9 protein-coding genes are annotated in these 12974 nt (G+C 38.4%); 6 read left to right on the forward strand and 3 right to left on the reverse strand.

Going from position 1 to position 12974, the window contains the following annotated elements:
• Positions 1–166: 166 nt before the first annotated feature.
• Entirely contained in the window at positions 167–997 is an 831-nt protein-coding gene (locus tag F960_RS18450; protein ID WP_020846828.1) for an inositol monophosphatase family protein, read from the reverse strand.
• Positions 998–1150: 153 nt separating this feature from the next.
• Complete coding sequence (dxs, locus tag F960_RS18455) at positions 1151–3067, reverse strand: 1-deoxy-D-xylulose-5-phosphate synthase (protein ID WP_004869645.1); 1917 nt, start codon at positions 3065–3067, stop codon at positions 1151–1153.
• Between the two features lie 303 nt (positions 3068–3370).
• Here dxs and ribA point away from each other — a divergent pair, with 303 nt between their 5' ends.
• The 3 genes from ribA to aroE all read left to right on the forward strand — a co-directional run bounded on the left by ribA (position 3371) and on the right by aroE (position 6624).
• Entirely contained in the window at positions 3371–3973 is a 603-nt protein-coding gene (gene ribA, locus F960_RS18460; protein WP_004869648.1) for a GTP cyclohydrolase II, read from the forward strand.
• Between the two features lie 131 nt (positions 3974–4104).
• A complete protein-coding gene (hemF, locus tag F960_RS18465) occupies positions 4105–5046 on the forward strand; it encodes an oxygen-dependent coproporphyrinogen oxidase (protein WP_004869650.1) in 942 nt (313 codons plus the stop codon).
• Positions 5047–5832: 786 nt separating this feature from the next.
• The gene (gene aroE / locus F960_RS18475; protein ID WP_004869656.1) at positions 5833–6624 is read left to right on the forward strand and encodes a shikimate dehydrogenase; all 792 of its coding nucleotides are present in this window, start codon (positions 5833–5835) and stop codon (positions 6622–6624) included.
• 269 nt (positions 6625–6893) lie between these two features.
• Here the strand turns inward: aroE and F960_RS18480 are convergent, their stop codons facing one another.
• Positions 6894–9266 (reverse strand): hypothetical protein, encoded by a 2373-nt coding sequence (locus F960_RS18480; protein ID WP_004869658.1) that lies wholly within the window; start codon positions 9264–9266, stop codon positions 6894–6896.
• Between the two features lie 238 nt (positions 9267–9504).
• Between F960_RS18480 and F960_RS18485 the strand changes: the two genes are divergently transcribed.
• The 3 genes from F960_RS18485 to F960_RS18495 all read left to right on the forward strand — a co-directional run bounded on the left by F960_RS18485 (position 9505) and on the right by F960_RS18495 (position 12933).
• Complete coding sequence (locus F960_RS18485) at positions 9505–11328, forward strand: acyl-CoA dehydrogenase C-terminal domain-containing protein (protein WP_004869661.1); 1824 nt, start codon at positions 9505–9507, stop codon at positions 11326–11328.
• Positions 11329–11613: 285 nt separating this feature from the next.
• Complete coding sequence (locus tag F960_RS18490; protein WP_004869664.1) at positions 11614–11964, forward strand: hypothetical protein; 351 nt, start codon at positions 11614–11616, stop codon at positions 11962–11964.
• A gap of 117 nt (positions 11965–12081) precedes the next feature.
• Positions 12082–12933, forward strand: coding sequence for a LysR family transcriptional regulator (locus F960_RS18495; protein ID WP_004869666.1), 852 nt, complete (start codon positions 12082–12084; stop codon positions 12931–12933).
• The last annotated feature ends 41 nt before the right edge of the window (positions 12934–12974 follow it).

Genomic DNA, 12974 nt, shown 5'->3' on the forward strand with positions numbered 1-12974 from the left:
AAGCATATCGCGAGTACTTTCTTCAGTGGTGTATCAAGCTCAAATTTCATCTTTGTATTTTTTGTTTTATCTTAGATCAATATAATATACGTTATTTATCCCAATAAAAAAGCTCCCAACCAGTGAGAGCTTTTTAAACTTTAATCTACAAATTTAAAGCAAAAACTTATTTCGCAGCTTCGCCCCAAGCAGGAACAACCGCTTGCATCAATGGTTTTAACATTTTCATAGAACATGCGATCACTTGACCATTGTCCATAGAATCGTTACCACCACGAGCATCAACCACTGTACCGCCTGCTTCTTTCACGATCAATTCGCCAGCAGCGATATCCCAAGGTTTCAAACCAAGTTCAAAATAACCATCAAAACGACCTGCAGCAACATAAGCCAAATCAAGTGCAGCAGAACCACCACGGCGGTATTGAGCACCAGCTTCTGTTACGTTGAGCAATGATTCAAAATGATTTTTTGCATAAGAAATCACTTCACCATTACGTTTTGCACGATAAGCATGACCAACAGCCAAGAATGTATTTTCCAAGCTATCTTTAACATTTACACGAATACGACGTTGATTCAACATAGCACCGCGACCACGGCTTGCAGAGAATAACTCATCTTTCACAGGATCATAGATCACACCGTGTTGAGTTACACCTTTATGTTGAACTGCAATAGAAACACAGAAATGAGGGAAGCCATTGACAAAGTTTAAAGTACCATCAAGCGGATCAATCACCCAACACCAATCGGCATCGTGACCTTTACCTTCTTGCATACCAAACTCTTCGCCAAGGAAGCTATGATTTTTATAGCTTTTGCGAAGTGTATCAATCGTCAACTGTTCGATATAGCGATCAACACGCGTAACAGGACCATCAATACCTTTTTCTTCAACTTGTAGATCAAGTTTATGACGATTTTGATGCGCTTTTAAAATCTCAAGACCAACTAACTGAGCCGCACGCGCAGCCATCACCACCATAGGTTCCATTGAACACCCACTACAAATTTGAAGATACTGATAAAGAATAATGCATAAAAGCACCCATATTCTATCAAATATAAGTGCTTTTAGGGAGGAAATGTTTCTAATATTTTAGAATGTCAAATAGATCATTTTTTAAATCAATAAATTAACAACAACCTAAGCATGCTGTACAAGCTTTAACCAAGCTTTTTCAACTGCGTTTTGAATACCTTTTTCATCCAAACCACAAGCTTCAAGCATTTGAGCATGCGTTGCTTGATGCATAAATGTATCTGGCAATCCCAAATTTAGCATTGGTTTCACGATCTGTGCCTGTGCCAAAAACTCATTGACTGCACTACCCGCACCTGCCATCACAGCATGCTCTTCAACCGTCACAAATAAACTGGTTTTATCCGCATATTCTCTGATGATTTGCTCATCCAATGGTTTAACAAAACGCATATTGATGACACGTACAGCAAGATCATGACTATTTGCCAAGTTTTTTGCAGCCACAATCGCGGGTGCAACACGGCTACCAAAAGCTAAAATAGTAATCTGCTCTTCATGTTCAAGATTGAACTCAGCAACAACTTCCGCCTGACCGATTTCAATTGTGCTTAATACTTGCTGCATTTCTACACCAAGCCCCGCACCACGTGGATAGCGTACAGCTGCTGGACCATTGTATAAATAAGCGGTATGCAACATTTGACGACATTCGTTTTCGTCTTTTGGAGCCATGATCACGATATTGGGTACTGTACGCATATAAGCGTAGTCATAAGCACCTGCATGTGTCGGACCATCTTCACCCACAAGACCAGCGCGATCGATACCGAAAGTCACATCTAAATTTTGCAAAGCAACATCATGAATCATTTGGTCATAACCACGTTGTAAAAATGTCGAATAAATCGCAACCACAGGTTTTAGACCTTCACAAGCCATACCTGCAGCCAAAGTCACAGCATGTTGTTCAGCAATAGCAACATCGAAGAATCGTGTCGGATACTGTTTGGCAAAAGCAACCATACCTGAACCTTCACACATCGCAGGTGTAATCGCTAACAAACGCTCATCTTGTGCAGCTTCATCACATAACCATTGTCCAAATACATCTGAATATTTGGGTGCTGATTTGACTGCTTTATCTGTTGTTTTTGTCGCATTTATTTTTGCAATAGCGTGATACTTAATTGGATCTGCTTCTGCTGGAGCAAAACCCTTGCCTTTTTTAGTATAGACATGGATTAAGCGTGGACCTTTACGTTTTTTGAGTGCATTGAAGACTTGAACCAATTGATTGACATCATGCCCGTCAAATGGACCAAAATAATCAAAACCAATGGCTTTAAATAAATTATCTGCCGCATCTGTTGCAGATTCATGCAAACGTGAGTTGTAGCACCAGTCAGGATGATCTTCTAAAAATGCTTCACCTTCGGCATTGATATTGACGGATTGCCCTTTTTCCCAAATCGCAGCAAGATGCTTAGCAAAACCACCTGTACTGCATGAGATCGACATATCATTGTCATTGAGGACGACGATCAGGTCGGCATCATGAGCAACAGCATCATTCATCGCTTCAAAAGCCATACCCGCAGTCATTGCACCATCACCGACGATACAGACAACTTCATTTGGATCTTTTTGATAACGACGTGCCAAAGACATGCCTAAACCTGCAGAAATTGCAGTTGAAGAATGCCCTACCCCAAAAGTATCAAACTCAGATTCATCACGTGCAGGGAACGCTGCCAAACCATCTTTGGCACGAATCGTCGTCAATTGTTCACGGCGACCCGTCAAAGCTTTATGTGGATAAGCTTGATGACCTACATCCCAAACCAAGCGATCATTTGGGGTATTAAAACAATAATGTAAAGCAACAGTCAGTTCGATGACACCTAGATTTGCACCAAAATGTCCACCACTTTGACCTGCTGCATACAAAATAAATTGACGCAGTTCATCCGCAACCGTTGCCAATTGGCTTTGCTCTAGTTGACGTAATTGCTCTGGATGATCAATCTTGTCCAACACGGGTGTAACAGGGCGTTGACTGGGTATTTCGGTATACAACATATGTGGCAAAGCCTTCTAAAGCCTGGCAAATCCGAGCTAGGTAAACAGGTTAACGATGGTAAGATTGAATCATATCACATTCAATCAGCCACATTTATAATGATGCATTTTCAGGTAAATAGCCAAAAATGCAATAGTTAGATGCTTAGATTATCCTGAAAAATATCACCCATTATCAACTATTATTGTGTGCTTTATGAAAAAAAGAAAAACTTCTTCATAAAATCGTACTTTTCAATTCTACCAATGTCCAAGCATTACGCTATACTTTAATCAATTTCTAAACGATAAATGGATGAACCTGTGCCTATAGAATTTGTTGCAACTTCCAAACTTCCAACCGCTTATGGCGATTTTAAAATTACTGTTTTTCAAGATCCAAAAACAGGCGAAGAACATGTTGCACTTTCTAAAGGTTTAGACACCCCACCGACGACTCCTGTCTTGGTTCGCATCCATTCAGAATGTTTGACTGGTGATGCTTTTGGCTCACTCAAATGTGACTGTGGACCTCAGCTACATTCTACGATGAAATTGATTAATGATGCTGGACAAGGCGTGATTTTATACCTGCGCCAAGAGGGTCGTGGCATTGGCTTGACCAACAAAATCAGAGCCTATGCCTTGCAAGATCAAGGGCATGACACGGTTGATGCCAACTTATTGTTAAATTTGCCTGCAGATGCGCGTCGTTATGATATGTGTAGCATTATGCTTGATCAATTACAGGTCAAACAGGTCAAATTGATTACCAATAATCCTTTAAAATTAAAAGCATTAACTGATCTTGGTATTGATGTAGTTGATCGTGTTGCGCTCACTGTTGGTTTGAACCCATACAATGAAGATTATTTAAAAACAAAACATGATCGTATGTCGCACATGTATTCAAAAGATGACTTCTAAGTCATCTTTTTATCGATTTCAATCCTTCATCTTAGAAAAAATTTTTATAAAACCATAAAAAAACCCTTATTTTTTTATGGTTTTGTGCTTTGATATAGAAAGTCTTTCATCATTTCCCTATGAGGGTCGTCATGCAGAATAAAATTTCAGCTGATATTCAACGCGTTCGCGAATTTCTCCTCGATTTACAATCCCGAATTTGTCATGCACTCGAACAACAAGAAGTTGCAGGTGGTGGTGATGCAAAATTTATTGTTGACGAATGGGAACGTGCCGAAGGTGGCGGTGGTCGCTCGCGTGTTTTGCAAAATGGTACGGTGATTGAAAAAGGTGGTGTGATGTTTTCGCATATTCACATCAATAAATTACCTGCTTCAGCAACTGCACGTCATCCTGAAATTGCCAACTGTACTGCTCAAGCTTTGGGTGTTTCGTTGGTAATTCACCCTAAAAACCCAAATGTTCCAACCTCACATGCCAATGTGCGTTTATTTGTCGCACAGCCAGAAGGTAAAGATCCTGTTTGGTGGTTTGGTGGTGGTTTTGATCTCACTCCTTATTATCCAAATGATGAAGATGTCATCGCTTGGCATCAAACGGCACATGATCTTTGTGAACCTTTCGGTGCTGATGTTTATCCAGAAATGAAACAATGGTGTGATGATTATTTTTATCTCAAGCATCGTGATGAACAGCGTGGCGTTGGCGGATTATTTTTTGATGATTTAAACCGTTGGGATTTTGAGACCTGTTTTCAGTTTATTCAAGCTGTAGGGAATGGCTATCTAGACGCTATTATTCCGATTTTCAAAAAGAATCAAGACCTACCTTATACAGAAGAACAGCGTGAGTTCCAGCTTTATCGTCGTGGTCGCTATGTAGAGTTCAATATTATCTACGATCGTGGCACCTTGTTTGGCTTACAGTCTGGCGGCAGGATCGAATCCATTTTGGTGAGTTTACCTAACCTCGTCTCTTGGGCTTATCGTGCAGAATGGGAAGTCGGTACACCTGAACGTCGTCTGACTGATTATTATCTCAAACCGCAAGATTGGTTAAACAAAACGTCATAATATTCAATTACTCTGAGGATCTGTTGACATTTCAAATTGGTTGCGACAATGAGTGTTTTTTAGATGAAATGAGGCGTAGGTTGAGAAATTTAGTCATCTAAATGAGCAAGCTACAACGAAATAGCATCAAAAAACACTCTTGTCCCGAAGGGTTGTGGCTAAAATTATCACAGACTTCGTTACGAAATTTGAAAATGGTCTCGCCATTCTCTGCATTTCGTGCCTTGCCTGCTCAATTTTAGCCGACAACGCAACTCAGTTATGAAATATCAACAGATCCTAAACTATCTCATGAGAGATAGCTTTTTTTCGTTATACTTTCTCACAAATTGACAAAGTTTTTGACGTATTAAAACGTACTTTTAAATGAGAAACGATTACACTAAGCTCGGAATCATTATTTATAGTGGTGTCTTGAGTACATGACACAAATAAAAAATTAAATAATGCCCAATTTACGCAAAACGAGATATTGGTCATGATTAGCTTATTAAACAGATATAAAATCTTATGGTTCTTAGCAATTTCTACAACATTGCTATGCTCAATTACAGTCACGCTTGCTTTTGATAATACGTATTCTGATGGTGTTTCGATTACCTTGTCTGTCATTTTAAGCATTGCTCTTTTTATCGTATCGTCTACAAGTATCGTAGAAATCATCGAAGCTATTTGTAATCCTTAGTTTTTCTAGACTAGATCAAAATCCAATTTTTTGTTTTAGTTTTTGCAGTATTTCAAAATTGACGTATATTGATTGCCATTTCAATACAAAGGTTTTTTGATATGAGCAAACAATTTGCCGTCATCGGCAATCCAATTGAACACTCTCGCTCCCCTGAGTTACATCTCGCTTTCTCTCAAAAAACTGGTATTGACCTCAACTACGTAAAACGCTTTGCTGAAATCGAAGATTTTGAACAAAGTGTTGAAACTTTTTTTAAAAATGAAAATGGCGTTGGTATGAATGTCACTGTTCCTTTTAAAGAACGTGCATTTGCAATGTGTGCAGAACTTTCTGAACGCGCCAAAATTGCCAAAGCAGTCAACACGCTTTCCTATAAAAATGGCCAATATTTTGGTGACAATACCGATGGACAAGGATTAGTTGAAGCCATTCAAGCACTCGATTGGAACCTTGAAAATAGTACGATGCTGATCATCGGTGCTGGTGGTGCAACACGTGGTGTCATCTACCCATTGGTCAAAGCTGGTGTAAAGAAAATTGTGATTGCCAATCGAACCTTAGCACGTGCTGAACAACTTATAGATGATCTAAAAGCGTCGGTTAGTGAAGCTGAACTGAGCTGTATCACACTAGATCAACTGGATGGTCATTTTGATTTTGTGATCAATGCGACCTCAGCAAGCCTTGCAGGTGACGCACTCGTTTTACCTGAAAATCTTCAATTCAAATATGCCTATGAAATGGCATATGGCAAAGCTTCAAGCTTTTTAGATCAAGCCAAAGCACGTGGCTGTGAAACTTCAGAAGGTTTTGGAATGTTGGTTGGGCAAGCCGTTGAATCTTTCTATATCTGGAATGGCGTAAAGCCAAATATCAAAGATTTTCTATAAATAGCAGATGTTGTGAGCCTCGATTTAAATATTGATAAATACTCTGGGATTTGCAATCGAGCTTAGATAAATGACTGTATTCAAGCTTTTTATTTTAACGTTTCAAAATAAAATTGCCTGCATGGATCAATTAAAATTTTATTGAAAATAATGGGTTGTATGGCAATTTTATTTAGGTCTTTTATAACAAGAACTTTTTAACATCTGCATAACCCCCTTAAATAAAAAAGAACCTCAATCGAGGTTCTTTTTTTAAAGCGAATTAAAAATTATTTTAAACCCGCATCTTGGACTGCTTTATACGTCTCTTTGAATAGATCATAGTCGACATATTCATAAAGATCATCATTTAAACCTTGAATCGTTTTTTGACTCAATTGTTGCTTTTGTGCAGCAGTATAAACTTTGGCTAAAATTGCCGCTGTTTTGCTGAGATCTGCCTTTTCATCAGGTCGAACTTCATTTTCTTGCTGATACTTCTCGATGTAGTACTGTGCAAAAATAGCTTCTGGTTTTTTGTATTGCTTAACCAGCTTTTGCATCACTTGCTTTTTCTGAGCATCTTTAACCAGTGGTGCAACGATCTCATCCACTTCAGCACCTAAAGTTGAATCATATTGCTCATCACTTTCTAAATGATGTTTTTTCTGCAAAGCTTCAATGGTTTTTAACGCATTTCCAGTTGGATTATAAATATCCTGATTTGAATAGTTATAAGCATAAATTGTAGCGATATCTTGTAAATCACGGCTTGAATAACGCTTCACGAGATCAGGATTTTCAGCACCCATTTTCGCGATAAACACAGCTTTATAGGTTTTCTCATAAGAACCCGTTTGTTTATAAACTTTTTCAGCTAAAACTTCGAGTTGCTCATCAAAACTCAGTTCAGACTCAGCACCATCCTCTGCCGCGCTACCGCCCATAATGCGTTCAAAGATTGTTCCTTTGATGGCTTCTTTGAAAGATTTTGCCTGTTTTAAAGTCGTATAGTCGATCTTCGATGCTTTACCATAATTTGAAATTTCAACATCAAACTTAACATTGAGATCACGTGTCATCTTTTTAAAGCGTGTCGAAAGATCATAATCAAGTTTGACAGCACGCCCTGATGCATCCAACCCGACATCCATAATCAATGGACTGCGATCTTTTACAGCAGGTAAAACCGCATCAATATCTTTTTGATTTTCAAACCACAAGTTTTTAAATTCTTGTGCATTTAACAATTTATCTTCTTGCCCATAGCGTGTGAACTTGGCAATAAGTTCTGATTTCTTCTCTGATTTTTCAGCTTTTGAGACTGAGCTATCTTTAAAGACATCTACATCTTGCTCTTGATTACAATAGACAAAGTCTCCATAAGCAACATTTTGTTTTTGCTTCGCTAAATCCAGACAGTTTTGTCTCGATAAATACTCTTCAGATCTGGCATCAGCAGCACGATCTGCAACTGCATCGCTTGCATCTTCATCTTCGTCACTTTCTTCGTCAGCTTCAGCGGCACTTGCATATGCAGTCGTTGCTTCCTCTTCGTCAGCCGCTTCTGCTGCAGCAGCAGTTGCATCACGAGATGTTTCCTCATCATCTTCGTCATCGCCATATTTTTGTGCATAGATGAGTTCTATAAGCTCTGCAACGACATGATCAGCACTCGTTGGAGATGCAGCCGCATCTGCTGCTGCAGTTGCTTCTTCTGCCGCTTGCCTTGCCATTTCTTCTGCTGTTAAGGCTTCAGCATCAATAGCCTCATCCGAATCAGAAGCAAGCGCTTTTTCATCAAAACCGAGTACTGTTTTTGTTATATATTCACGGTTTGCTGTCGCAAATAAAAGATTTTGCTGAAAAACTTCTTCGACTGAACTATGAATACGGATTTTTTCAACAACGCCAGCATTTTTATCTGCCGCACTTAAAGCAATCGACTGTACTTGATCTTTAGGTGTGATGAGATAGGTAATCGCACTGGTTTCTTTTAATAGTTCAGCCAGTTCTTTTACTTTTACACGATTGATTTGATCTTTATATTTGGAAAAATCGAAATAGATATACTGCTCATAAGCATTGGGTGTGCTAGACAAAAATGGCGCTAAAGCAAAGACATTGCTATAAAATTTATAATCTTTAAAATCGACCGCCATTGGGATACGCATATCATAAGATAAATTTGGTTTGTTATATTTCATACCCAAATTCATCGTTGCAGCTTTTTGACGATAGTTGACCGTACCATCATAGCTTAATTGCATATCATTCATCATCGTCTGAAACATACCGAAGCTTTGATCAACGATTTCAGAAAACTCATTCGAACTATTTTTATTTAACGACGTAAATAATTGTTGTTTTTGTTTGGCATCCAATCTGATCTTTTGTTCTTGCAAAAATTGGGAAATTTTTGACTGTAACTCAGGATCTACATTTGATGAATTTCCAAGTTTTTTCTGTTCTGCAGAATCACCAATATTAAATTGCACCTTACCGCGATAGTCATAGCTTGGATAGCTATACATCGCGTTAATGCCCTGAATAGCACGTTCTGGTAGATTTTGTGCTGTATTAGAATTGGATTTTATGACATTGCTTGAACATGCCGTCAAGCTCATCGTCAGTAAACAGAAAGTTAGGTATTTTAAACGCATGATATTTTTAAGCACCTTATTTATTTATACTTTGATTAAGAAAATTTAGAGAATACGTCACAATTTTAAACATTAGTTTATCAAATATAAATAAAAAAAGTGTGCATTATTTCTACCAAATTCGCTTTTCTGACATTTCTTAGTTTCACTAAAATCAATGTATTTTTATCGCCAATATGAATAATCAAATCATTGATTGGAATAATCTAGAACGATATATACTTATTAGGATTGACACATGCCAGCATATAAAGCCCCCCTTCGTGATATTCGCTTTTTGATGAACGAAGTACTTGATTACCCTGCTCACTATAAAACATTGACTATTGGTGAAAATGCCGACGCCGACACTGTAGACATGATTTTAGAAGGTGCTGCAGATTATTGTGAAAATGTTTTGTCTCCTTTATACCAAACCGGTGACGACGAAGGCTGTCATTTTAAAGATGGTATCGTTACTACACCTAAAGGCTATAAAGAAGCGTATGACCAATTTGTTCAAGGTGGATGGCAAGGTCTGTCTTACCCAGAAGAGTTTGGTGGTCAAGGCTTACCAATGTCTTTGAACTTGATCAAATCAGAAATGATGGGTACTGCGAACTGGTCATTTACCATGTATCCAGGTCTCAGCATGGGTTGTATGAATACCATCATGCAATTCGGTACAGAAGAACAAAAAAATCTCTACATGCCACATCTTGTTGCAGGTACTTGGTCTGGTACGATGTGTTTGACTGAACCTCAGTGTGGTACTGACTTAGGTCAAGTTAAGGCTAAAGCAGAACCAAATGCAGATGGTACTTATAAAATTACCGGTACAAAAATCTTCATCTCTGCGGGTGAACATGATTTAACTGAAAATATTATCCATATCGTACTTGCACGCCTTCCAGATGCACCAGCAGGTACTAAAGGGATTTCATTGTTTATCGTGCCTAAATTCTTGCCTACAGCTGACGGCGGTGTAGGTGAACGCAACCCTGTGACTTGTGGTTCAATCGAACACAAAATGGGGATCAAAGCGTCTGCAACTGCAGTATTGAACTTTGATGATGCGATCGGTTATTTGATTGGTGAGCCAAACAGAGGCTTACATGCAATGTTTACCTTTATGAATACTGCGCGTATTGGTACAGCGGTACAAGGTTTGGCACATGCTGAACTTGCATTCCAAGGTGCATTGCCTTATGCCAAAGAACGTATGTCTATGCGCGCACTTTCAGGTAAAAAAGATCCTGAAAAAGTAGCTGATGCGATCATTCACCATGCTGATGTTCGTCGTATGTTATTGACTCAAAAAGCAATTGCAGAAGGTGGTCGTTCAATGATTTATCATGCAGCTCAACTTGCAGATAAAATGACGGATGCACTTGCTCAAGGCGACCAAGCTAAATTTGATGAATATGATGACAAACTTGGCTTCTATACCCCGATTTTAAAAGGTTTCTTGACTGAGCTAGGTCTAGAAGCTGCCAATCACGGTATGCAAGTTTTTGGTGGACATGGTTACATCAAAGAACACGGCATGGAACAAATTGCACGTGATGCACGTATTTCAACACTTTATGAAGGTACTACAGGTGTTCAAGCTCTCGACTTGATCGGACGTAAAGTTTTACTTTCTTCAAAAGGTAAAGTGGTTCGTGAATATACTGCTGAAATCTTAAAATTCTGTGGTGTGCATGCGCGCAACAAATATATGCGTCGTTTTGCATGGGATTTGACAAAAATCTGTGCACAATGGAATGCTTTAACTGTCCGTATCATGCTTGCAGCTCGTAAAGATCGTGACATCGTATCATCAGCTTCTGTTGATTTCTTGATGTTCTCTGGCTATGCGATGATGGCATATTACTGGGCACAACAAGCGGCTGTTGCTTCAGAAAAATTGGCAGCAGGTAACGGTGCTGAAGTTCCAGAATTCTACAAAGCAAAAATCAAAACTGCTGATTTCTTCTTTGAGCGTTTGCTTCCACGTGCACAAGGACATGCAGAATCAATGGTAAACCCATCGAAAACATTGACTTCACTTGCTTCTGAACATTTTAGTTTCGATTACTAATTCGATTCGATGACTAGTTTATTTGTTTAGATCAAATAAAAGAGAGCTTAATCAAGCTCTCTTTTTTTCGTTTGTCTGAAAATTACAAAAACATTGATTTAGATTTACTAAACAATTGACGTTTATCATAAAGCTTAATTAAAATACAATTTGATTAAAAAATAGCACCAAAAACAACAACGAATGATTTACTTTTTTTAAAGAGACTGTTTTTACCGCTTAACTTTAATCAATTTACTATTTTATTTTTATAACAATTTCATAAGCTTAAAAAGAGAAATTCATATGAAGTCTAAATTTTACCAAAACAGCCTCATCTGTTTAAGCCTAATGCTTACGTCTGGCATCTCAGTTCATGCGACAGCAAACGATGCAGGGCAATGCAGTGCAAAACAAGCCTTTGCTTTCAATAGTATGGGTCTCAGACAATATGGTTTTAACTATGATGCATTTTTAAATAATGTTAATTTCTTAAAATCCATTCCAGCTGCACAAAAACCAGAATATGAAAAAATCGGACAGCAAGCCTATCAAGCAGATATCGTGAGCGGAACAACTTATGCACAAAAAGAGTCTGTTCGTCGTGATTTTGCCAATCAGATCTATCAAGACTGCATAAGCCCGAAAAGATCATAGAACATTCATTTGAAATTTAAGTAAAAGAGCGCAAATAGCGCTCTTTTACTTTGTGATGTTGACATTTAAGTACTGAGTTTAATAACGTAGCGCTAAACGTTTGTAATGTAGACCACGATGAATTTACGCCATTTGGAACTGTTTTATGCCTTAATGCACTCTGGCTCATTGACCGAGGCAGCTTCAACTCTGGGCATATCTCAACCTGCGGCAAGTAAATTACTCAAACATACCGAACTCAAACTTGGCTTTAACCTATTTCAGCGTGCTAAAGGTAAATTGGAACCGACCTACGAAGCTCAAATTTTATATGAAGAAATTAAGCCGATTTATCAAAAAATCAATGATCTCAATCAATTTACCCATACACTTGCCCAAAACCCGCATGGAAAAATCAGGCTAGGATGTTCAGCCAACATTGGGCTAGGGTTAATCTCGAAAATCACTGCACGCTTTAGCCAAAAGTACCCTGATGTTGATTTTTCAATCATGATCGAATCAGATGCCCTACTTGAACAAAAAATTTTAGATCGCAAAATTGATTTAGCCCTGAGCTTTGTTGCAAGCTCAGAAATGAAAATTGTATCCGAGTCTATTTTTGAAATTCCCTTGTGTTATATCGATAGCCAAGCCCAGCAAGCCCCGATCGAACTTCACCAAATCCAATATAGCCGTTGGATTCAGCCTGATATTGCAGCTTTAAATGAACATCTGATAATCTCTGAAAATACTGACCACTCTCGCCTTTCAGCACAAAACAATGCACTCGTGGCTCAATTAGTGAAGCAAAATCTCGGTTGTAGCATTATCGATCGTGATAATGCGGAACAAGCTCTATCAAAAGAAATGATTTACCCATTGAAAGAGCCTTTATCGATCAAGGTATATTTACTGCAAAATGCCAACTTAAAACTCAGCCTGCCGATCAAAAATTTGATCCAAATCCTGCAAAAACAACACTATCTTTAAGCCTAGTTATAGACACTCAAATGTATCAACACTCAAGCTGA

Source organism: Acinetobacter gerneri DSM 14967 = CIP 107464 = MTCC 9824, assembly GCF_000368565.1.
GTDB lineage: Bacteria > Pseudomonadota > Gammaproteobacteria > Pseudomonadales > Moraxellaceae > Acinetobacter > Acinetobacter gerneri.

Bases quoted from the DNA above. Each gene is read 5' to 3' on its own strand.
- F960_RS18450 (WP_020846828.1), bottom strand. From the start codon at position 997: ATGGAACCTATGGTGGTGATGGCTGCGCGTGCGGCTCAGTTAGTTGGT.
- dxs (WP_004869645.1), bottom strand. From the start codon at position 3,067: ATGTTGTATACCGAAATACCCAGTCAACGCCCTGTTACACCCGTGTTG.
- hemF (WP_004869650.1), top strand. From the start codon at position 4,105: ATGCAGAATAAAATTTCAGCTGATATTCAACGCGTTCGCGAATTTCTC.
- aroE (WP_004869656.1), top strand. From the start codon at position 5,833: ATGAGCAAACAATTTGCCGTCATCGGCAATCCAATTGAACACTCTCGC.
- F960_RS18480 (WP_004869658.1), bottom strand. From the start codon at position 9,266: ATGCGTTTAAAATACCTAACTTTCTGTTTACTGACGATGAGCTTGACG.
- F960_RS18485 (WP_004869661.1), top strand. From the start codon at position 9,505: ATGCCAGCATATAAAGCCCCCCTTCGTGATATTCGCTTTTTGATGAAC.
- F960_RS18490 (WP_004869664.1), top strand. From the start codon at position 11,614: ATGAAGTCTAAATTTTACCAAAACAGCCTCATCTGTTTAAGCCTAATG.
- F960_RS18495 (WP_004869666.1), top strand. From the start codon at position 12,082: ATGAATTTACGCCATTTGGAACTGTTTTATGCCTTAATGCACTCTGGC.